This window comes from Microbacterium sp. B35-30 (assembly GCF_010634855.1).
Taxonomy (GTDB): domain Bacteria; phylum Actinomycetota; class Actinomycetes; order Actinomycetales; family Microbacteriaceae; genus Microbacterium.
Window position 1 is genome coordinate 1 of sequence record NZ_MWLQ01000017.1, and the last position, 21,523, is coordinate 21,523.

General features: G+C 70.9%; 20 protein-coding genes. 6 read left to right on the forward strand and 14 right to left on the reverse strand.

Translation table 11 applies throughout. The annotated features are described in order from the left end of the window. Window positions 1-89: 89 nt before the first annotated feature. The gene (locus B2K11_RS09140) at window positions 90-1,136 is read left to right on the forward strand and encodes an ATP-dependent DNA ligase (RefSeq protein ID WP_163617975.1); all 1,047 of its coding nucleotides are present in this window, start codon (window positions 90-92) and stop codon (window positions 1,134-1,136) included. A gap of 136 nt (window positions 1,137-1,272) precedes the next feature. After that, window positions 1,273-2,412, forward strand: coding sequence for a serine hydrolase (locus tag B2K11_RS09145; RefSeq protein ID WP_163617976.1), 1,140 nt, complete (start codon window positions 1,273-1,275; stop codon window positions 2,410-2,412). Between the two features lie 11 nt (window positions 2,413-2,423). Here B2K11_RS09145 and ligD read toward each other — a convergent pair whose 3' ends face one another. The 6 genes from ligD to B2K11_RS09175 all read right to left on the reverse strand — a co-directional run bounded on the left by ligD (window position 2,424) and on the right by B2K11_RS09175 (window position 7,063). Continuing rightward, entirely contained in the window at window positions 2,424-3,467 is a 1,044-nt protein-coding gene (gene ligD / locus B2K11_RS09150; protein WP_163617977.1) for a non-homologous end-joining DNA ligase, read from the reverse strand. A gap of 140 nt (window positions 3,468-3,607) precedes the next feature. After that, window positions 3,608-4,204, reverse strand: coding sequence for a dihydrofolate reductase family protein (locus tag B2K11_RS09155; protein WP_163617978.1), 597 nt, complete (start codon window positions 4,202-4,204; stop codon window positions 3,608-3,610). Window positions 4,205-4,207: 3 nt separating this feature from the next. Continuing rightward, window positions 4,208-4,684, reverse strand: coding sequence for an SRPBCC family protein (locus B2K11_RS09160; RefSeq protein WP_163617979.1), 477 nt, complete (start codon window positions 4,682-4,684; stop codon window positions 4,208-4,210). Window positions 4,685-4,721: 37 nt separating this feature from the next. Further along, entirely contained in the window at window positions 4,722-5,105 is a 384-nt protein-coding gene (locus B2K11_RS09165) for a metalloregulator ArsR/SmtB family transcription factor (RefSeq protein WP_204260067.1), read from the reverse strand. Between the two features lie 218 nt (window positions 5,106-5,323). Continuing rightward, window positions 5,324-6,484, reverse strand: a complete 1,161-nt coding sequence (locus B2K11_RS09170) for an SseB family protein (RefSeq protein ID WP_163617981.1) — start codon at window positions 6,482-6,484, stop codon at window positions 5,324-5,326. A 162-nt stretch (window positions 6,485-6,646) separates the two neighbouring features. Further along, window positions 6,647-7,063: a hypothetical protein gene (locus B2K11_RS09175; RefSeq protein ID WP_163617982.1), complete on the reverse strand. Its 417-nt coding sequence runs from the start codon at window positions 7,061-7,063 to the stop codon at window positions 6,647-6,649. Window positions 7,064-7,140: 77 nt separating this feature from the next. Here B2K11_RS09175 and B2K11_RS09180 point away from each other — a divergent pair, with 77 nt between their 5' ends. Beyond that, on the forward strand, window positions 7,141-7,761 hold the full coding sequence (locus tag B2K11_RS09180; RefSeq protein ID WP_163617983.1) for a MerR family transcriptional regulator: 621 nt from the start codon (window positions 7,141-7,143) through the stop codon (window positions 7,759-7,761). A gap of 191 nt (window positions 7,762-7,952) precedes the next feature. Here the strand turns inward: B2K11_RS09180 and B2K11_RS09185 are convergent, their stop codons facing one another. The 4 genes from B2K11_RS09185 to B2K11_RS09200 all read right to left on the reverse strand — a co-directional run bounded on the left by B2K11_RS09185 (window position 7,953) and on the right by B2K11_RS09200 (window position 13,649). After that, the gene (locus B2K11_RS09185) at window positions 7,953-10,442 is read right to left on the reverse strand and encodes a UvrD-helicase domain-containing protein (RefSeq protein ID WP_163617984.1); all 2,490 of its coding nucleotides are present in this window, start codon (window positions 10,440-10,442) and stop codon (window positions 7,953-7,955) included. An 82-nt stretch (window positions 10,443-10,524) separates the two neighbouring features. Further along, entirely contained in the window at window positions 10,525-11,406 is an 882-nt protein-coding gene (locus B2K11_RS09190) for a CHAD domain-containing protein (RefSeq protein WP_163617985.1), read from the reverse strand. Between the two features lie 85 nt (window positions 11,407-11,491). Beyond that, entirely contained in the window at window positions 11,492-12,175 is a 684-nt protein-coding gene (locus B2K11_RS09195; RefSeq protein ID WP_163617986.1) for a response regulator transcription factor, read from the reverse strand. Continuing rightward, a complete protein-coding gene (locus B2K11_RS09200; RefSeq protein WP_163617987.1) occupies window positions 12,168-13,649 on the reverse strand; it encodes an ATP-binding protein in 1,482 nt (493 codons plus the stop codon). The genes B2K11_RS09195 and B2K11_RS09200 overlap by 8 nt, the downstream gene beginning before the upstream one ends. Window positions 13,650-13,763: 114 nt before the next feature. Here B2K11_RS09200 and B2K11_RS09205 point away from each other — a divergent pair, with 114 nt between their 5' ends. The 3 genes from B2K11_RS09205 (at window position 13,764) to B2K11_RS09215 (ending at window position 16,460) form a co-directional block, all read left to right on the forward strand. Then, entirely contained in the window at window positions 13,764-15,335 is a 1,572-nt protein-coding gene (locus B2K11_RS09205) for a PspC domain-containing protein (RefSeq protein WP_163617988.1), read from the forward strand. Between the two features lie 8 nt (window positions 15,336-15,343). Continuing rightward, entirely contained in the window at window positions 15,344-15,922 is a 579-nt protein-coding gene (locus tag B2K11_RS20595; protein WP_239525884.1) for a hypothetical protein, read from the forward strand. A gap of 148 nt (window positions 15,923-16,070) precedes the next feature. Then, the gene (locus B2K11_RS09215) at window positions 16,071-16,460 is read left to right on the forward strand and encodes a YccF domain-containing protein (protein WP_163617989.1); all 390 of its coding nucleotides are present in this window, start codon (window positions 16,071-16,073) and stop codon (window positions 16,458-16,460) included. 9 nt (window positions 16,461-16,469) lie between these two features. Here B2K11_RS09215 and B2K11_RS09220 read toward each other — a convergent pair whose 3' ends face one another. The 4 genes from B2K11_RS09220 to B2K11_RS09235 all read right to left on the reverse strand — a co-directional run bounded on the left by B2K11_RS09220 (window position 16,470) and on the right by B2K11_RS09235 (window position 21,269). Continuing rightward, window positions 16,470-16,958, reverse strand: coding sequence for a glutathione peroxidase (locus B2K11_RS09220; protein WP_163617990.1), 489 nt, complete (start codon window positions 16,956-16,958; stop codon window positions 16,470-16,472). A gap of 23 nt (window positions 16,959-16,981) precedes the next feature. Continuing rightward, the gene (locus tag B2K11_RS09225; RefSeq protein WP_163617991.1) at window positions 16,982-17,440 is read right to left on the reverse strand and encodes a MarR family transcriptional regulator; all 459 of its coding nucleotides are present in this window, start codon (window positions 17,438-17,440) and stop codon (window positions 16,982-16,984) included. 175 nt (window positions 17,441-17,615) lie between these two features. Beyond that, a complete protein-coding gene (locus tag B2K11_RS09230) occupies window positions 17,616-18,134 on the reverse strand; it encodes a hypothetical protein (RefSeq protein WP_163617992.1) in 519 nt (172 codons plus the stop codon). Window positions 18,135-18,224: 90 nt separating this feature from the next. Then, window positions 18,225-21,269 (reverse strand): hypothetical protein, encoded by a 3,045-nt coding sequence (locus B2K11_RS09235; protein WP_163617993.1) that lies wholly within the window; start codon window positions 21,267-21,269, stop codon window positions 18,225-18,227. Between the last annotated feature and the right edge of the window lie 254 nt (window positions 21,270-21,523).

Below are 21,523 nucleotides of genomic sequence, written 5' to 3' on the forward strand. Positions count from 1 at the left end.
CCGGATGCCGCAGACCTGCGATGTCCGGACCGCACCCGCCTGCGGACACGGGGTGTCGGGTGTCGGCGGACCGCGGCAGGATGAGACGCATGCCGTACGAGATCCCCGCGCCGATGCTCGCGAAGTCCGTGCCCGACGTCCCCGACGCGGCGAAAGTGCCCGGCGGCCTGAGCTACGAGCCCAAATGGGACGGCTTCCGCGCCCTGATCTCGTGGGACGGCGAGAACGTCGAGATCGGGTCGCGCGGCGCGAAGCCGCTGACGCGCTACTTCCCGGAGCTCGTCGAGGCATTCGCGCGGGTGCTTCCCGAACCCTGTCTGCTCGACGGCGAGATCGTCGTGCCGGTCGATCGTGACGGCCGTCGCCGGCTCGACTGGGAGTCGCTGTCGCAGCGCATCCACCCCGCGGCATCCCGCGTGAACATGCTCGCCGAGCAGACGCCGGCGATGTTCATCGCGTTCGACCTGCTCGCCGTCGGCGACCGCGATCTGCAGGGCGAGCCGTTCGCCACGCGACGCGAGACGCTCGTCGACCTGCTCCGCGACGTGCCCGACCCGGTGCACGTCACACGCACGACAGACGATCCCGACCTCGCGCGCCGCTGGCTCGCCGAGTTCGAGGGCGCCGGGCTCGACGGCGTCGTCGCGAAGCCGCTCGACCAGCCGTATGCGCCCGGCAAGCGCACGATGTTCAAGATCAAGCACGCCCGCACGGCCGACGTCGTCGCACTCGGCTACCGCATCCACAAGTCCGGCGAGGGGGTCGGCTCCCTGCTGGTGGGGCTGTACGGCGAAGACGGCACGCTCTATCCCGTCGGCGGTGTCGCCGCGTGGAGCAACGCGCGCCGTCTCGAGCTCATCGACGAGCTCGCGCCGCTCGTTCAGCGCGACGCCGACGGCGAGGCGCTGAAGGGCGAGGGCGAGAAGTCGCGCTTCCAGGCCGGCCGGGCCGACTCCTCGTTCGTGAGGCTGCGCCCGGAGCGCGTGCTCGAGGTGCGATACGACCAGCTGGAGGGCTGGCGGTTCCGGCACACGGTGCAGTTCGAGCGCTGGCGCCCCGATCGCGACCCGTCATCCTGCACATACGAGCAGCTCGAGGTCGTCGCTGCCTACGACCTCGCGGACGTCCTGGTCTGAACTCAGCCCCCACGCGCCCTCTCGCAGCCCACCCGCGCCTCGGCAGCGGGCGCCGGTGCTGCGCGGCGGAACCCCCTGTTCGGTCGATCAGCGCGGGTGTACCGTGCGGCCAGAGTCACCGCTGACGGAGGCTTCCATGGCCGAGTCCCACCACCGGGCACCGCGACGCCGGGCCGGAGTGCGGCGCGCTCTCGCCGGCGCGGCGCTCGGCGCGCTGCTGATTGCGACGGGTTGCGCCGTGGCTCCCTCGCGCTCGCTCACCGAGGTCATGGGTGAGGAGCTGGCGTCGGTGTTCGACGTCGTCTACGGCGAGGAGACGGTGCGCGCCGTTATCATCCAGCAGCACGGCGAGCCCGTGTACGAGTGGTACGTCGACTCCGCTCCCGACGACACGTGGGACGTGCGCGGCGTCACCAGGATCGTGACATCGACCCTCGTCGGCATCGCGATCGATCGCGGCCTCATCCGCGGGGTCGACGCGACGCTCGGCGAGCTGCTCCCCGCGTATGCCGGGATTCTCACGCCCGAGACGGCTGCCATCCCGCTGAAGTCGGTGCTCACGCACACCGCGGGTCTTCCGCTCAGAGTCGGCGCGTCCGCCGCGGCCGCGCCGGACTGGATCGCCGCGATCCTCGCCGAGCGAACGGCCCGCGACCCCGTGGGCGGCCGGGTGCTGCCGTCGGACGCGGGCGCCCACATCCTCTCCGCGGTGATCACCCAGGCGACCGGGATGTCGCTGCTGCAGTTCGCGCAGCAGGCGCTCTTCGATCCGCTGGGCATCGACACCGATCCGCTGTGGGAACAGCGCCTGGCGTCCGTGGCCGATCTCCCGGCGCTGGTTCCCTCGTACGACGACGCCGAGATCGCGTGGCCGGCCGACCCCCAAGGCGTCACCCTGGGCTGGTCGCATCTGCGACTACGCCCCTCGGATCTGCTCCGGATCGGTGAGCTGTACCTCGACGAAGGCGCCTGGGATGACACGCAGGTGGTGTCGCCGACCTGGGCCGTCGAGGCCACCTCCGCCCTGGTCGCCACGAGAGACATCGGCACGACGAGCTACGGCTATCAGTGGTGGGTCGACCGGCCACGCGAGGTCTACTACGCGCAGGGCGACGGCGGCACGGCACTCGTCGTCGATCGGTCGAGGGATGCCGTGGCCGTCGTCGTATCGGAAGTCACCGCCGACGACCCCCGCGGCACGATGGGGCTCACACCGGCGACGGCGGCCGGTCTCGCGATCGCGCTGATCCGGAACCTGCCCGACCCCTCGGAGTGATCGAACCTGGGTCACCCCTCGTCCTTCGGCCAGTTCTCGGGGTTGATGCGACTCGGCTGCACGCGCGGCGGCTCTCCGGGCATCTTCGGGAAGTCCGGCGGGAAGGGCAGCTCACCGAGGCCGTCGTCGAGGTCGCGCTGCCACCACTCGAGCAGCGTGTCGATGCGCCCGGGCTTCGCGAGCAGGTCGGCCCACGGGTCGCCGATCTCGGCGAGCCGCTTCGGCACGGTCCGCACCGTGAACGTGGCGGGATCGACACCCGCCTCGAGCTCGTCCCAGGTGAGCGGTGTGGAGACGGTCGCCGTCGGCAGAGCCCGCGGGCTGTAGGCGCCTGCCATCGTGCGATCCCGATTCGCCTGGTTGAAATCGATGAAGATGCGCTCGCCGCGCTCTTCCTTCCACCAGTTCATCGTGACCTTGTCGGGCAGGCGCCGCTCGAGCTCGCGCCCGGCCGCGATGACCGCGTGGCGCACATCGAGGAACTCCCACTCCGGCTCAATGGGGCAGAACACGTGGATGCCGCGGTTGCCGCTCGTCTTGACGAACGCCGTCAGACCCGCCTCGGCGAGCACGTCGCGCAACGCGGGGGCGACGGCTGCGGCATCCGCGAAATCGGTTCCCGGCTGCGGATCGAGGTCGATGCGCAGCTCGACGGGGTTGTCGGTGTTCGCCGTCAGCGACGCCCAGGGGTGGAAGACGATGGTGTTCATCTGCACGGCCCACACCGCCGCGGCGATCTCCGTGAGGATGATCTGCGGATGCCGTCGCCCGCTGTTGTACGTGACGGTCTGGGCTTCGACGAACGCCGGCGCCCCCTTCGGCGGGTTCTTGGAGTAGAACCGCTCGCCCCCCACGCCCTCGGGGAAGCGCTCGAGCGACACCGGCCGGTCGCCGTTGGCGGCGAGGAAGGGCCCCTCCACCGCGATGAGGTACTCGGCGAGTTCTTGTTTCGTGATTCCCAGTTCGGGCCAGATCTCGCGGCGGGGATTCGAGATCCCGACCTCGCGATCGCCGTCCGGACCGGGCACGGTGAGGGTGATGCGCTCCGACGCCATGGTCCGACGCTAGCGGGCAGCCCCGACAGAGGCCACCCGCCCGCGGTGCGCGAGATTCAGGAGACGCGCCGCCGCGGCATCCGTGCTCACCGGTGGCGCCGGCGTGTCTCCTGAACTCTCGACGGCCCCGGCGATCGCCCTCACCGTTCGACGGGGAACACCATGTGCGTCACCCGCGTGCTCGGGATGATCGTGGTCGGGTCGCCCAGCCGCACCGCTGCCGGGTCGACGTCGGCGAAGTAGCGGTGGCCGCTGCCGAGCACCACCGGCACCAGGTCCACTGCAACCTCGTCGACGAGCCCGGCGGCGAGCGCCTGACCCGTGACCGTGCCGGCGGCGAGCGCGACCGTCCGATCCCCGGCGATCTCCTGCGCACGCGCGACGGCGGCCTCGATGCCTTCGGTCACGAAGTGGGCGTTGCCGGTGTGGGCATGTGCCCAGGCCGTCGGCGCGTCGTGCGTCAGCACGACGAAGGGCACACCCAGCGGGTGCTCGCCCTTCCAGCCGTCGGTGATGTCGAACAGCAGCCGTCCGACGACGAGACAGCCGATCTCGCCGACCCACTCCCGCCAGTAGTCGGCGCTCGCGGGCGTCAGGTGGAACGACGCGGGCTCGCTCGCGGTGACGACCTCGACGTCGCCGGCCTCGTACCAGTCGAACAGCCGTCCCGGGTCGTTGTTCTCGTGAGCGACGAAACCGTCGAGTGACATGGATGCTGAGGCCACGACCTTGCCCATGGCTCAGCTCTCCCCGGCGAGCATCTTCTCGAGCTTGTCGTAGCCCTCGCGCATACCGCGCTCCATGCCCTCGGACTGCATGTTCTCGAGCACCTCGATGCTCGAGAACACGCTGCGGTCGGCGATCCGCGACCGGCCGCCCTCGAGCGTCTCGAAGCGGATGACGTCGATGCTGACCTCGTCGGGCCAGCCTTCGTACTCGAACGTCTGGATGATCAGTTCGTTCTCGCGCACGGTGTGGAACACCCCGCGGAACGCGTACTCGCCGTTGGCGTCGCGCTGGACGAAGCGGTAGCCACCGCCGGTCCGGAAGTCCCAGTGGGTGATCTCGGTGCGCTCCTCGCCGGGGCCGATCCATTGCCCGAACAGCTCGGGGTCGGCGTGAGCGCGGAACAGCGCCTCGACGGGCGCGTCGAATTCGCGCGTGATGTCGGCGTACGACGTACCCGGAACGGCTTCGATGATGAGGGGGTTGCTCATGATTCCTTCTCCTTCGTGTCGGTCGTGCGAGGGGTCCTCAAGGCTGGTGAGCGGTGGCGGCGGGCGAGACCCCCGGCGTGCCCGCGGCCTCGGTCGCGGTCGAGGTCGAGGTCGCGAGCAGTGTGTCCAGTCGGCGGTACGCGCGCTCGGCATCCAGTCGATAGCGGTCGATCCATGCCGTGAGCTGCTCCAGCGCCGCGGCGTCGAGATGGACCGGCCGACGCTGCGCGTCTCGAGACCGGGTGACGAGGCCGGCGTCTTCGAGCACCTTGATGTGGCGCGACACGGCCTGCATCGTGATCTCGAAGGGCTCGGCGAGCTCACCCACTGCCGCCGGGCCGCGGCTCAGGCGCGCGATGATCGCGCGGCGCACCGGGTCGCCCAGCGCGACGAACGCCCGGTCCAGCTCCTGATCGTTCATACTCAACAGCATCCTTTATCAACACCTATGTTGAATAGGGTACGCGCACGTCGGCGAATGTCAACACTCGATCACTGCGGAGCCCCCGGTCGTTGAGCGAGCGAGGAACGAGCGAGACGAAACGCCCACACCCGGCGCGCGACCTCACCCCCGGTCGTTGAGCAAGCGAGGAACGAGCGAGACGAAACGCCCGCACCCGGCGCGACCTGGTGACGCGTTCAGCCTGTGAGCGACAGCACCGGGCCGAGGTCGTCGCGCGTGAGGCGGATCCACGGGCCCGCGGGATCCACCACGACGCCGGTGATCCCCTCGTCGCTGGTCAGCGCGCGCGACAGCTGGGCGGCGGTGATCGGCGCGGCGTTGTCGCCGCGGCCCATCACGGCGACCTCGAGCGGGTGCGAGTAGATCTCGAGGTAGCGCGCACCGCTTCCGTCGCGGCCCTCGGCGAGACCCGGCGCCCCATTGTCCGCTGTGCCGACGGCGACCCAGAGCGGCACGCGGGTGAGCGCCTCGGCGACCTTGGCGCCGATGTCGGGGGTGCGCTCCGCGGCGAGCAGCGTCTTGACGGTGAGCTGCGGGTCGGCTTTCTCGACGGCGCGCTCCAGGAGCTCCTTCGGCAGGACGGCGCGCGACGGCGTCGACGCCGGGTCGATGATGATCCCGTCGTACGAACTTCCCAGCACGTGCCGCAGCACGGTGAGCACCGGCTGGCCCATCGCGGACGTGTCGGTGTCGCCGTCGGCCTTGAGGCTCGCCTGCAGCGCCGCTCCGCTCGAGAACACGAGCGCGAACGTGCGGTCGCCCGCGTTGGCGACGGCGAGCGGCAGACCCTTGCCCTCGGCGAGCAGGGTGCGGGCGTCGCCCTTCACGCGCAGGAAGACGTGGCCCTGCATCAGCTGTCGCGCGACGTCCAGCAGCGCCTGCGATTGCGGCGCGTCGCCGACGCGGCCGAGCGCCGCCCGCAGCAGAGCGTTGTCGCGCAGCCCGGGCACCGTTTCGGTCTGCTCGGGCGCTGTGCGCATCCACTCGCGCGTTCCCATCCGCGGTCGAGGCCCCGGAGGCATCGGCTCGTCGCCCTGCGCCGCGCCCTCGGCCCCCGCAGCCGGCGCGGGTGCGGGTGCCACACCGAGCCCCCCGAAAGACGAGACCGAGATCGACACGCCGGCCGCGGCATCCGCGTCGGAATCCCCTGCAGGCGCGCCGGCATCGGCGTCGACCACACCCTCGCCCTCGGCCGCACCCGCGGGCGCCGCCTCGCTCGCTGCCGGAGCCGCGGGGGCGGGGTCGGCGTCCGGCGTCGGCGCCTCAGCCGGCGACGACTCGGGCGAGGGCGTCGACTGCTCGGCGGGCTTCTTCGGACGGCGCGAGAACAAGGCCATTGTGCGAGCCTAACCCGCCGCCCTGATCTGCCGATCCGGTCGCGTCAGCGCTCTCCCGTTCACAACCCAGGAGGGCCGCGTGTGGTCGGGCGGCGGGACCCCGGAATCCCGCGGTCGGGTGCTCCGCGACGACTCCGCCAGCCTGAGTTGCGAACAGGGCCGTCACCCCAGCGCCGCAACCCCCGCAGCGATCACGCCGATGCCGACGGCGAGAAGGGATGCCGCAAGCACGACGACTCCCGCCCACAGCAGTGCGATCGCCCGACCCGGCCGCTGCGGGTCGCGGCCCAGCACCGAGAGGAAGAACCCGCCCGGGATCAGGATCGCGCTCGCGAGCACGCCGACCGACGCCCATTGCCACGGGAGCGCCGCCCCCGCCGCCGAGGTCAGGAGCAGACTCACCAGTCCCAGCAGCACGAGCACCCCGGCGTGGGCGTGGCCGGCGCGGAAGAAGGTCTTCTGCAGATCGTTGAACGGCAGACCGTGCGACGCGATACGCAGCAGGAAGGTGCCGCCCGACATCACGCCGATGACGGTGAGGATCGTCGCACCGGCGACGATCGTGAGGACCGGGTCCATGATGACCTCCATTGGATAGTTACGCTCTCCAGTATTGGATAGATATACTATCCAGCACAAGACCCCGGAGGGCCGCCGTGAAGATCTCGGAACTGTCAGAGCTCAGCGGCGTCCCGGTCGCCACCGTGAAGTTCTACATCCGCGAAGGCATGCTGGCCCGCGGCGAGGCCCTCTCGGCCACGCGGGCCGAGTACGGCGAGGAGCACCTCAGCCGGCTGCGGTTGATCGCGGCGCTGGCCGATGTGCGTGGCCTGCCGCTGGCGCGCGTCCGTGAGGTGCTCGCCCTGATCGACGCTCCGCTCGACGATCCGATGGAGACCCTCGGGCGCGCCGTCGGCGCCCTGCCCCCTTACGTCGACGGCGGAAGAGACGACTACCCGCGCGCACGGGAGGCGATCGCCGAACTCGGTCTGACCTACGACGCCGACTTCACCGCGGTGGCTCAGCTCGACGAGGCGCTGCGCGCGCTCGACGCGGCGGGGTTGGATGCCTCCCCCGCCGCACTCGCCCGCTACGGCGCCGCGATGCGGCAGGTCGCGGCGGACGAGGTCGCCCCGATGGGTGCCATGTCACCCCCCGAGGCCGTGGCGTACGCGGTGCTCGGGACGGCGATGTACGAGCCGGTCATGCTCGCCCTGCGCCGCCTCGCCCACCACCACCTGCTCGCGGAGCGAACCGCGCACGACCCGGTTCGTTGAGCGAGTGAAGCGCGTCGCGACGCGTCGAGCCACTCGTGTGCGCCAGGTGCGCGCGTTTCGTCTCGCTCGTTCCTCGCTCGCTCAACGACGGACCGAGGAGTACCGGTCGTTGAGCGAGCGAAGCGAGACGAAACGCCGGCAACTCACCCCGCTCCAGATCGACGGCTGCCCCGTCGGCGCGAGCCGCTGCGTCAGAGTTTCGAGATCGGCGCGATCTTGATCAGCAGCTTCTTCGGACCCGCCGCGTCGAACCGCACGTGCGCCACGCGCTTCGCGCCTTCGCCGGTGACGGCATCCACTCGTCCCTCACCGAAGTCGTCGTGACGGATGCGGTCGCCCGGCGCCAGCTCCATGTCGCCGTTGTCGCGCACCTTGGAGGGGATCTTGTTCGCGAAGCGCTCGAGGTTGCCGGCCGGCTCGCGACGCGCGAGCGGCACCAGGTCGTCGCCGTAGCGGCGCCCTCCCGAGCCGCCGAATCCGGAGCCCGAGCCGCGCCGCGCGTTGAGCGCCCGCGACTGGGTGCCGCCGCGGGAGTTGACGTCGCCGGGCGACTGCCGCCAGTGCAGCAGCTCATTCGGGATCTCCTGCAGGAAGCGGCTGGGCATCGCCACCGTCACCTCGCCGAACTGCGCGCGTGTCATCGCCAGTGAGAGGTACAGGCGCTTGCGGGCACGCGTGATGCCGACGTAGAAGAGGCGCCGCTCCTCTTGCGGACCGCCCGGCTCGCCCGCCGAGATGCGGTGCGGGATGAGGTCCTCCTCGACGCCGGTGACGAACACGGCGTCGTACTCCAGGCCCTTCGCGGTGTGCAAGGTCATGAGCGAGACCGAACCCGAGGCGTCCTCGAGGTCGTCGGCGTCGGACACCAGCGCCACCTCGGTGAGGAAGTCGAGGAGGGTCCCCTCGGGGTTGTTGCGCGCGAACTCGCGGGCGACGGCCACCATCTCATCGAGGTTCTCGATGCGCGCCTCGTCCTGCGCGTCCTTGCTGGCCCGCAGCGCGTCGTAGTAGCCGCTCTTGTTGAGCAGCAGCTGCAGACCGTCGGCGACCGCGGTCGGGGGCGCGAGCTCTCCCGAGGCGGGAAGCATGATCTCGGATGCCTCGGCCAGCACCGCGTCCAGATGCGCGATGGCCGCCTGGATCTTGGGCCCGACACCCAGCGCCGACGAGTTCGCGAGCGCGTCGCGGAACGTGATCTGCTGGTCCACCGCGTAGCGGGAGATCGTCTCGATCGTCACGTCGCCGATGCCGCGACGCGGCCGGTTGATGATGCGGCGCATCGCCATCTCGTCGGCGGGGTTCGCCACCGCCACGAGGTACGCCAGGGCATCCTTGATCTCGGCGCGCTCGTAGAACTTCGTGCCGCCCATGATCTTGTAGGGCAGGGCGGAGCGGATGAAGATCTCTTCCAGCGCACGGGACTGCGAGTTGGTGCGGTAGAACACGGCCACCTGCGAGTAGTCGACGCCCGCCCGCCGCAGCGCCTCGATCTCGTCGGCGACGAACTGCGCCTCGTCGTGCTGCGAGTAGCCGGTGAAGCCGATGATCTTCTCGCCCTCGCCGACGTCGGTCCACAGGCGCTTGTCTTTGCGGTCGAAGTTGTGGCCGATGACGGCGTTCGCGGCCGACAGGATGTTCTGGGTCGACCGGTAGTTCTGCTCGAGCAGCACGACTTTGGCGCCCGGGTAGTCCTTCTCGAACTCGCTGATGTTGCGGATGTCGGCGCCGCGGAAGGCGTAGATCGACTGATCCGAGTCGCCGACGACGGTGAGCGATGCGCCGTCCTCGGCGGCCGGTGAGGCCTCGAAGATCATCATGCCGCCGGATCCGGCCAGGGGCGCGGCATCCGATCCGGGCGGACGCGTCAGCTCATGGATCAGCGCGTACTGCGCGTGGTTGGTGTCCTGGTACTCGTCGACGAGCACGTGACGGAAACGCCGGCGGTACACGTCCGCCACCTGCGGGAACGCGCGGAACAGGAACACCGTCTGGCCGATGAGGTCGTCGAAGTCGAAGGCGTTCGCCCGCTGCAGCTCGCGCTGGTACGCGCCGAACAGCTCGACGAAGACACGTTCGGCGGGATCGCTCATGTTGGCCGAGCGCGCGTAGGACTCGGCATCCGCCAGCTCGTTCTTCAGCTTCGAGATCTTCGACTGCGTGGCCGCGGGGGTGAGCCCGAACGCATCGGCCTCGTGCTCTTTGACGAGCCGCTTGATGAGCGCACGCGAGTCGCCCGAGTCGTAGATCGTGAACGACTTTGTGAACCCGAACTGCTCGGCCTCGCGGCGGAGGATGCGCACACATGCTGAGTGGAACGTCGAGATCCACATGCCGCGCGCCGAATCGCCCACCAGATGCTCGACGCGCTCGCGCATCTCGCCCGCGGCCTTGTTGGTGAAGGTGATCGCGAGGATCTGGCTCGGCCACGCCTCGCGGTTGCGCAGCAGCGACGCGATGCGGCGCGTGAGCACGCTGGTCTTTCCCGAGCCGGCGCCGGCGACGATCAGCAGCGCCTGTCCGCGGTACGTCACGGCCTCGCGCTGCTGCGGGTTCAACCCTTCGAGAAGGTCTTCGTCGGAACGCGCGCCCACGTGCGGCGCAGCGCCCATCGGGTGGGCGGCGTCGAGGACGATCGGACGAACGGTACCCGCGCCCGGCGCGGTCGGAATGGCGTCGGTCATGTCCCACCAAGTCTAGGTCGCCGCGCCGACACCGGCCGGGCGCATGCCGCCCTCGCATCCGCGGACGCGGGCACGCCGCCTCTCACGAAAGACGGGATGCTGCGGCCTCCAGTCGCCGCATCGCCTGCGGGACCTCATCGAGGCGTTCCGCCGCCTCGTCCCTGGCCACCTCGGCGATCCTGTCGTACGCGTGCGACAGCTCCCCCGCGCGCCCGGCGACGGCTGCCTCATGATCCACCCGTTGCGCGAGCAGCATGGCGTCACGGTGCGCGCCGAGCGCATCGTGGATGTCGTCGCCGGCCTCCACGAGCGCCTCCATCTCCTTCGTGCGCAGCCCGGGAGCGGCATCCGTGACGGATTCCGCCACATACCGCATGCGACGTGCGGCCTTGCGGAGGGCGTGGTAGCGCGCATCCGTGCCGTCGAGCCGGGATTCTGCCTTCTCCACGCGACGCGCCTGTCTCGCCACCGCCGCGACCAGCACCTCCTCGGCCTCGCGATCGGGCTCGACGGGAATCGCCGCATCGACGAACTCGCGCAGCAGCCGCGCCCGCTCCTCGGCGCGCGGCGAGCTCGCGAGCTCCACCAGCCGCTGATGAGCCACCGAGTAGGCCTCCTGCTCGCTGCCGACGAGCCGCCGTTGCACGTCCGGGTCGTCGATCTCCGCCCGTTCCAGCATCTCGGCCGCGACCTCGGCGCGCACCTCGATGTCACGCACGACGCCGAGTTGCCGCCCCCACTCCACGTAGGCCACGCGCACGCGCTCGGCTGCGCGGGCGTCCAGCGCGTCTCGGAAGCCTCGGAGCACGCTGCGCAGGCGCCTCACCCGCACCCGGTGCTGATGCACACCATCTGGCTCGTCGGCGACCGCGGCCGGGAGGGTCGCCTCGACCTCGTCCGCGGCGCGGCGCACGATCTCGCCGAGCACCTCGCCGAGCGTCGGGCTCTCCTGCGGTCTTCGCACGTCCCGAGCTTAGAGATACCGGCCACGTCACGCGATCCTCACCTTCTCCCAGAGGAGAGCACGCTCCGAAAGCCGCGGCAGCGGTTCAGAGCAGGCGGCGCGCCGAAGCCCAGGCCGTCAGCTCGTACCGCGATGACAGCTGCAGCTTGCGCAGCACCGCCGACACGTGCGACTCGACCGTCTTCATCGAGATGAACAGCTCGGCGGCGACCTCCTTGTAGGCGTAGCCGCGGGCGATGAGTCGCATCACCTCCTGCTCGCGCGCCGAAAGCCGGTCGAGCTCGTCGCTGGTCGCCGCCGTCTCGCCGACGGCCGCGCCGAAGGCATCGAGCACGAAGCCGGCGAGACGCGGCGAGAACACCGCGTCCCCCTCCGCGACGGCGTGCACCGCCTGGCTCACCTCGGCGCCTGACGAGCCCTTCGTGATGTAGCCCCTGGCACCGGCACGGATGACGCGCACGACGTCCTCCGCGGCATCCGACACGCTCAGCGCCAGGAATCGCGTCGTCGGCACCATGGGCCCGGCCGCACGGATCACCGTTTCGCCGCCGGCGGCCTCGGGGCCGGATGCGGCTGCACCCTGCCCCGAGGGCAGGTGCACGTCGAGCAGCACGACGTCGGGACGCGTCGCCTCGATGACGGCGACGGCGGCAGCGGCGTCGGCGGCCTCGCCGACGACGTCGATCGACGCGTCGAGGTCGGCCCGCAGACCCGACCGGAAGATGGAGTGGTCGTCGACGATCACGACGCGAACCCGGGCATCAGCCACGGCGCACCTCCGATGCGGCGCTCGGCGCAGAGCCGGAAGCGGTGGAGTTCAGGCGACCGGAAACAGCGCCCGATCCACCGGCGGATGCCGGGGCGGGGGCCCCGAACCGCAGGTGCACCTCGGTGCCGCCGCCGGCCCCTCGACGCACAGTGGCGGATCCTCCGGCGCGTCGCATACGGCCCAGGATCGATTGACGGATGCCGAGCCTGTCGTCCGGCACATCCTGCAGGTCGAACCCGGGGCCGCGGTCGCGCACGTACACGTCGACGGCGTTCGCGTTGCCCTCGATGTACACCGACACATCTCCGCCCGCGTGGCGCGCGGCGTTCAGCATCGCCTCGCGGGACGCGGCCGCCACCTCGCCGCTGGCCCGCTCGGCGGGAAGCCCCGCCGAGACGACGTCGATGCGCACCGGGTAGTCGAGCTCGAGGGCGGCCGCGTAGTCGCGCAGGTCGGTCGAGAGGTCGCTGTCGGCGGCGGCATCGCCGTCGTAGAGCCACGCCCGCAGCTCGCGCTCCTGGGCGCGGGCGAGGCGCGCCACCTCACTCGAGGCGCCGGCGCGATTCTGGATGAGCGCGAGTGTCTGCAGCACCGAGTCGTGCAGGTGCGCCGCCATCTCAGCGCGCTGCTCCTCCCGGATGCGCCGCACGCGCTCCCCCGACAGTTCGCGCCACTTGTCGATCAGCATCGACGAGTACACCAGTGCGATCCCGACGAGCGGCATCAGCGCATAGACGAAGCCGGCCACTCCGACCTGCTGCAGTGTCGTCAGCTGTGCGAGCAGCAGCACGATGAGCACCACGGTGACGACGATGCGCACGACCGCCTCGTGCCGCGGACCCCGCGCGGGATCGCGACGATCGACCAGCGTCGCCCACGCGCCCGCCGCGACTGCGAGCGTGGTCGCGGCGAACACGCCGCCCGTCCACCCGGGCATCGACGTCTGCACCATGCCGTTGCCCGAGAACAGTGCGATGGCCGCCACCGTCGCGGCCGTCGCGGCGATCGCCGCGCCGGTGAGGATCCACGCCACCGGTGCACGGCGCGTCGGCACCTGCACCGGGGATCCACCGAGCGAGGCGTCGTGCGCAGGGTCAAGTGCGGGGTCGTGCGCCGGGTGATCCGCACGGCTCGGGGCCGCTGCCCCACCCGCCGGCACGGCGTCCGGCGCGGTGCCGGGCTCGACGTCGTCCCAGGGCATGAAAAGCCAGAGCCACGCGTACAGCAGCACTCCCGCCCCCGAGACGAGCGTCAGCGCGACGAAGCTCGTGCGCACGAGCCAGACGGGCCACCCGAGGTGGCCGGCGAGGCCGGACGAGACCCCCGATACCACGCAATCCCGCGGCCGCCGAAGCGGCGGCCGCGGGAGCGCCGCCTCCGGCCCGCCGCTCGCCTCGCCGCCCACCGCTCCGCCCACGGCGCCCGCACCAGGCGGCGAGGTCGCGGGGACCGCAGCGGGCGGGTTCGAAGGCATGCCGCCATCCAATCACCGCCCTCCGTCCCCGACCACACCCGGGCGCCAGGATCAGGGAAGGGTCAGGGGATCACCCCATAGCGGGCGCCTGCCGGCGGCGGCCAGGGTGGAACCATGACCGACACCACCTCCGCTCCCCCCACCGACCCGGGACCGCCGCCGCCCGCACCACCCGAGGCGCCGCACGCATCGGACCGGTTCTTCGACTGGGTGCGCGGGTTGGGCATCGCCCGGGGCGACGCCTGGCTCGGCGGCGTGTGCGGCGGACTCGCGGCGCGCCTGCGGATCGACCCGATCATCGTGCGCGGCATCTTCGTCGTGGTCGCGCTGCTCGGCTTCCCCGCCCTGCTCGTCTACGCGATCGCCTGGGCGCTGCTGCCCGACACGGATGGCCGCATCCACCTTCGCGAGCTGTTCCACGGCCGCTACGACCAGGCGATGACCGGCGTCTTCATCATCGCGGCCATCGGGTTCGTGCCGGTGGTGCCGTGGCTGCGCAACGTGCTGCTCTGGCCCGTGTGGGCCCTCACCGGCTTCGCGCCGTGGGCATGGGACGGCGGCGCCGCAGGCGTCTCTGCGCTCGACGTGCTCGGCTTCCTGCTGGGTATCGCCCTCATCGGCGGACTGGTGTTCCTCATCGTCCGGTCGGCACGCGCCGATCGGTCCCCCTGGGCGGCGGCGCAGAAGGCTTCCGCGCCGCCCGTCCCCCCGGTCGCACCTCATTCGGGTGACGGTGCGACCTCTCCCTACGCGGCAACGGCCGCGGGAGCCGCGGACTCGGCCGGTCGGGCGCCGGCCGGGTCCGTGACGGGAGACGGGGCGACGGGTGCCGCGAGCGCACCGGCGAACGGCGCTCAGGTCGCCGACTGGCGCTCGCGACAGGAGGCGTGGCGCACGCAGAACCAGGCGTGGCAGCGCAGCCAGCAGGACGCCGGTCGCGCGGCTCGCGAGCAGGCCCGCCGCGAACGCGAAGCCGCCGGCACCGCCTTCGCCCGCGAAGCCGAGGAGCGTCGCCAGATCCGTCACGCCACACGGCCGCGCACCAGCTTCGTGTTCGTCCTCACCGCCCTGGGCGCGGCGGTCGTGGCGGGGGCTCTCGCGGTGCTCACCACGGCGAGCACGCCGTTCGCGGGGGCCATCGGCGTGTTCACCGCCGCCCTGGTCACTGCTCTCGCGATGGTCGTCGCCGGAATCGCGCGCCGTCGCAGCGGCTTCCTGACCGCCGTCACGATCGTGCTGCTGGTGATCGGCGGATCGGTGGCTGCGGCATCCGGTCCCGATCGCTTCGTGGTCGGCAACGTCAATCTCGGCACGGCCAGCTACGAGCAGGCGCTCGTGCAGCCATTCGGCAGCACGAACATCTCGGTCGACCAGCTGTCACGATCCGAGGACGTCCGCGCCGGAGGCGTCGTCCTCACGAAGGGCGTCGGGGGCACCGACATCGTCGTCTACCCGGGCACCGTGCTCGAACTCGACGCGATTCTCGGCGACGGCTCCGTGGTCTTCGAACGACTGCCCGGAACCGACGGCGGCGATGTCGAGTCGGGCACGGTGGAGCCCGGCAGCGACGGCGCCGTCGACTGGCGCGTCAGCAACGAAGACCCCTCCACAGATGCCGTCACGACGCAGCACATCACCCTCGACCAGCGCACCGGCTCGGTCCACGTCGCGATCTTCGAGAAATGAGCCCCGCCATGAGCACTCCCGAGACTCCGGATGCCGCACCCGGCGCTGACGCCCTCGCCCAGCCCGGCCCGGCCGACGCCATGGACACAACGGCCACCGAGACGGCGACCCACGTCGGCCTGACACCGCCCCTGCCGACGGTGGCCGCCTCGGACGCGGCCGCCTCGGCATCGGTCGCCGAGGACGACTTCGTCCCGCCTGCGCCGGCGACCACCGCCGTCCTCCCCCCGCCGTACGTCGACACCCGGCCGCCCGCCTGGGACGCGCCGACGCAGACCGCGGCGCCCGAGCGGCCCGTGCCCGCGGCATCCGTGGATCTCACCGGCCCGCGCATCCGCTGGGCGGGAATCGTGTGGGGGCTCGTCCTCGCCGCGATCGCTGCAGTTGCGCTGTGGGTCCTCCTCGACCCGGCCAGACAGGCCGTGCTCACCTCGTGGCTGGTGGGGCTGAACCCGGCGACGGCGATCGCCATCGCCGTCCTCCTCCTCGGCATGTTCGCGCTCATCACGGGCGTCGTCGGCATCGCCCGCCGCGCCCAGCGCGGCCTCGAGCGCCGGCGCGCGGCATCCGCTCCCGCCCGGACCTGACCCCGAACAGGTCAACCGCGCTTCCACAGGAGGTTGAAACGAACCAACCTCCTGTGGAAGGCCGGTTGACCTGTTGAACGGAGCGACAACCAGCCCGGCACCCCCGCCTCACAGCGGGTTCGCGGCATCCGATCGAGAGAATCGACCCGTGCGCACCCTCCTCAACATCATCTGGCTCGTGCTGTCGGGCTTCTGGATGTTCCTCGGCTACCTGCTGGCGGGGGTGCTGCTGTGCATCCTGATCTTCACGATCCCGTGGGGCATCGCCTCGTTCCGCATCGGCCTCTACGCACTGTGGCCGTTCGGCCGCACCGTCGTCGACAAGCCGGGCGTCGGCGTCGGATCGTTCCTCGGCAACGTGGTGTGGGTGATCCTCGCCGGCTGGTGGCTCGCGATCGGCCACATCCTGACGGGTGTCGCGCTGTGCATCACGATCATCGGCATCCCGCTGGGCATCGCGAGCTTCAAGCTCGTGCCGATCTCGCTCATGCCGCTCGGCAAGAACATCGTCCCCGCCGACCTGGTCCGCGCCGCCTGAGCGGCGGGTCTACTCCCCCGGCAGCCAGGCCTCGATCGCCTCGACGACCTCGGGAGCATCGGGCTTGGTCTGCGGCGCGAACCGCTTGACCTCGCCCGAGGGGCTCACCAGGAACTTCTCGAAGTTCCACGTGATGCGGCCCTTCTTGCCGTCGACGTCGGGCGTTCCGGTCAGCTCCTGGTAGAGCGGGTGAGCGTGGCGACCGTTGACCCGCACCTTCTCGGCCATCGGGAAGGTGACGCCCCACGTGGTCGAGCAGTACTCCGCGACCGCTTCTTCGGTCGAGAGCTCCTGCAGGAACTGATTGCTCGGAAAGCCGATCACCGTGAAGCCGCGGTCGGCATACGCCTTCTGCAGCGCCTCGAGCTGTTCGTACTGCGGCGACAGTCCGCATCGCGACGCGACGTTGACGACGAGGGCGAGCCGTCCGTCGGCGAGCTCGCCGAAGGTGGTGCTGTCTCCGTGGATCGTGGTGACGGGGATCTCTTCGAGGGTCATGCGTTTCCCTTCCTTGCCGTTCATCAGGCGACGGATGCCGCGCGTGCGTCGTAGCCGCGCATCGAGCTGCGCAGCGACCGGAGCGTTCCGATGACCGACTCGGCGTCGGCGGGCGTGACCTGCATGGCCTCCGCGACGCAGCGCTCGATATGGCCGAGTTCGCCGCGCACTGCCAGGGCGTGCGCGGTGGCGGTGATCCGCACCGAGCGGCGGTCGGTGGACCGGTGCTCGCGGTGCAGATAACCCATGCGCTCGAGCCGCCCGACGAGTCCCGAGACACTGCTTGCGTCGAGCGACAGCGCCTCGGCCAACTCGCCCGGCGATACCTCGTCACGCTCCCACACGACCGCGAGCAGCATGAGCTGCTGATAGGTCAGCCCCCACGGCTCGAGCAGGTCGCGGTAGAGCTGCAGGGTCGCCTGCATCGATGTGTACAGCGCGAAGCACACCGACGATTCGAGCGGGGTCCCGGTCGTCGTCATGGGCAAAGCTTTGCATACAAACTATTGGCATACAAGAGAAACGGATACCGCCGCCGCCGTCCGCGCCGATCGCGGAGAACCGCGCCGCACACGCGTTCGCGCCGTGCACCCGAGGGCACACGGCGCGAACGCGGTGGATCCGGCACCGCCGCGCAGCGGCAGCGCCGGGGTGGGATCACTCGGCGACGAGGCTGCTGCAGCCTTCGTCACCCTCGCCGACGCAGACCACGAGGGTCGCGGCGTCGACGAGCGCGTCGGGAACCTGGAAGCTCCACACGTAGCTGTACGACTTGCCGGGCGCCATGACGACGTCGACCGACTGCTGGGCCACGGCTTCGGCAGAGAACGAGTCGTCAGCCGTCGAGCGGAGCACGGGAGCAACGTCGGCTCCGGTGAGATCCTCGTCGGTCACCCACTGGGCGACGTTGGCGGTGACCCACTGGGTACCGGCCTCAGCGTCGCCGAGGGCGCCGGCTGCGGTCTCGTCGGGCACGATTCCGCTCCACACCTCGAGCTGGGCACCGTCGGCGCCGACCCGCTCGCCGACCGCGGCCGGCTCGCTGACCGACGACTCCACGATCTCGGCGGCGGGCGCCGTCTCGGTGGGCTCAGACGCGGCGGTCGATGCGCAGCCCGCGAGAAGCAGGGCGGAGACGGCAGCGATGGACAGGAGTGATGTGCTTCTTGAGCGCATGCTGATTACCTCTTCGAATCGATTCGGGGGATGCTTCTAAAATACCCCTTCGACCCGTGTGGTCCGACCACTCCGCTCGACTCCCCTCCTTCAGGAAGAGGCTTTCGCCGCCGCCTTGCGGCGCCGCCATGGCAACGCCAGCGCGGTGCCCACGACGAGCAGCACCGCGGCGAAGGCGGCCGCGGCCCAGGGCGTCGCATCCGGGATTTCGAGGTAGGTCGTGATGCCGAGGATGCGGGCGAGTCCCCACGGCAGGAGCCCCATCTCGTCGTTCCACAGCGTGAGCGCCGCCTCGAGCCCGACCAGCCCCACGACGATCGACGGCACCAGCAGACCCGCACCGACCGCGGCCAGCACGTACCCGGTGGCGCGGCGGGCGCGCACCTGCGCCGCCAGCGCCCACCCGGCCGCGACGAACACCCAGACGAACAGCGCGAAGGCGACCGCGATATAGGCGGTGCGCAGCACCGGATCGGTCCAGAACGCAAACCAGTAGCCGCCCGGTCCCGTGAACGACAGCGCGAACAGCGTGACGATGCACCGAAGTGTCACCACACCGCCGACCGCGGCGATGACCGGCCAGGGCGACCGGCGCCAGACGAACAGCCGCACGACGAGGGCGAACACGGCCCACGCGCCGATCGTGACGGCCACATGGGTCCATGACAGGAACGACGTCTGCACCGCCCGTGTGGCGACCAGCAGCCCGGCCGGCACGATCAGCAGCAGCCAGCGGTCGAGCTCGAGCAGGCCGAGCGTCGACTCGCGCGCCCGCCACGGGCGGGTCGAGGCGATCCAGGTCGCGCGCGCGGCGGCGGCGCCCGGCCGGGCGACCAGTCGCGTGCGCGCGGCGAGCATGCCGATCACCACCCACGCGATCGCGAGCACCAGGAGAGCTCGTGCGAGCCACGCCATCGTCAGGTCGCGCTCCGCGCGGTCCACGCCCAGCTGTGCGGCGGTCAGGTTGAACGCGGGGTAGTCGAGGTCGCCTTCGTACCGCTCGAGGTGCGTGGCGGCGAGCGCCTCGTACCCGGCGCGGTCGGCATCCCACTGGGCGTAGGCGTCAGGCGAGAGGGTGTCGTGCCACTCCCCCTGGTGGAGGATCATCGCCCGATACGCCTGGAGCAGCCTCAGGGTGTCGAGCTCGTAGTCCAGGGTGTCAACGAAGGCGTCGCGCATGTCGGGCGAGCGCCAGGTCGCGGCATCCGTCCCCGTCACGAGATCGCGCATCTCCTCGACGTCCGCGACCGCCTGAGCACCACCGTCGATCGCCGCGTCGACTCCGCCGGCACCTTCGGCACTGTCGCGCACGATCGCGTAGAGCACATCGAGAACGGCGGAGTCGCCGGTGAGGATGTCCCACTCGAAGATCCACATCATGGGCGGAGGCTCGAGCCCGATGGCGAACACCCGCTTGTCGGCGAACTGCTCGATGTACATCCCCTGCGCGATGGCGTCGCGCGAGAGGGCCATCGCCTCGGTGATCGCCTGCACCGTGGCGGGGTCGTCCGAGAACCACTCCCGCGCCCAGTCGGCTGTCACCTCGGCGACGTCGGTGTCGGGGTCCTGCGCGAGCGCGGCGGCGACCTGGGTGTTCAGCTCGTAGAGCTGCCAGAAGCCCGACTTGAGGTAGAGCGACATGGGTCCGGCACGCCAGGGACCGCCGTCCTGCGTCCACACCCAGACGCCCTCGACGCGGTCGTTCGCGGCGAGCAGCTGCTGCAGCGCCGCCTGGTACTGCGGGCCGAGGTCGTTGGGGAACGCGCCGAAGTTCTCGAACTCGCGGCGGCTCTGGAACTCCACGATGCGTCGCTGATCGCCCCCCTCGAGGGTGTGGTTCAGGGGCAGCCAGGTGTAGGAGTCGCCGAGGGTGTACTTCGTCGACACGATGAGCGCGGGCGAGTCGATGCCGTCGAGCACCGCCTCGTACGACGCGTCGTTCGTATGCATGTCGCCGACGGCGCCGACGCCGACGCTCCACGTGCGGAAGATGACCTCGCGATCGGATGCCTCGGCCTGCGCAGTGAACGCCCCGAGCATCGTCCGCACCGCGTCGACGGTGGTCACTTCGAGCGCGGAGTAGTAGTCCCAGCCGCCCACGTCGTAGACGGGCCCCGCCTCGCCGATGCGGATCAGCACGCCGTCGAGCGCGGGAACCGCCTCGTACAGCTCATCCAGGCCGGCGGCGTAGACGTCCCAGAACTCGGGGTTCTCGGTGTCGAGCGACCCGAACCGGTCGATCAAGTAGTCCTCGAGCGGTCCGGTGAGGGCGAGCATGTCGGTGCGCAGGAAGACCTTCACGCCGAGCTCGTCGGCGCGCTCCCAGAACGGCGCGAACGCCTCGCGGAGGGCGAGGGCCTTGTCGCGGTGGTCATCGCCGTCGGGGTAGACCGCGCCGTCCGGCGCACCGTCGAACGTGACGAACTCGACGAACCCGGGGAAGGCCACGGCGTTGATGCCGTTCGCGAGCGAGTGGCGCAGGAACCCGTCGAAGTCCTCATACGCCGCGGCGAGCGCGGTGTCGTCGATGTACGGCGCCTCGGGCTGCATGACGGCGGCGAACGCCTTGGACGCGTGTGAGTAGTCGTCGCCCGACTCCCATTCGGCCGGGTCGGGCGTGACGCCGACCGCGCCGAGGTCGCTCATCCGCAGCGGCAGACGGGATGCCGCATGCGCGCCGATCAGGTCGGTGAGAGGCTGTGCGGCCCGCACCTGGCCGGCGAGGTCGTAGATCGCCCGCGTAGCGCCCGCCTCGGTGTCGGCCCGGATGCGCAGCGCCGTGGCGTCGCCGTCCAGCGTGTAGCCGTCAGCCTCGTCACCGGCGTCCGCGTCGAGCATCTCGACGGTGAGGGATGCCGTCCCCGCGCGTGCGGGTGCGTCCGCGACCGCGTCGAGCAGCTCGTCCATCGCGACCCCGACACGCTCAGTGTCAGGCACGGTGAGCGTCGCGATCTCGGGCGGGGCTGCGGCATCCGTCGCCTCTGCGACCGCGGGGGCAGCCGACTGCATCTGCGCAGCCGGCTCGGTGCGGATGCCGAGCGCATCCCCGACCACGAACGCGACGCCTGCACCCATCGCCAGCAGCACGATAGCCGTGACGGCAGCGAGGATGCCTCGCCGTCGCGCCGTCGTCATCCTCTGATCCTAGGTGTGCCTCGCCGCGCCCCTGACCGTCGCCCTGGGACGTTGTACACCTGTTGTGGGCCCTTTGCCTCAATGACCCGCTCCAGGCCGATCGTTGAGTGAGTGAAGCGAGGCGTTTCGTCGTCGGGCGCCCTTCGCTCAACGACCGCACGCCACCCCCGGTCGTTGAGCGAGCGAGGAACGTGGTCGTCGAGCGAGCTTGCGAGTCGAAACTCAGAGACGAAACGCCCCGGACCGACACCCCA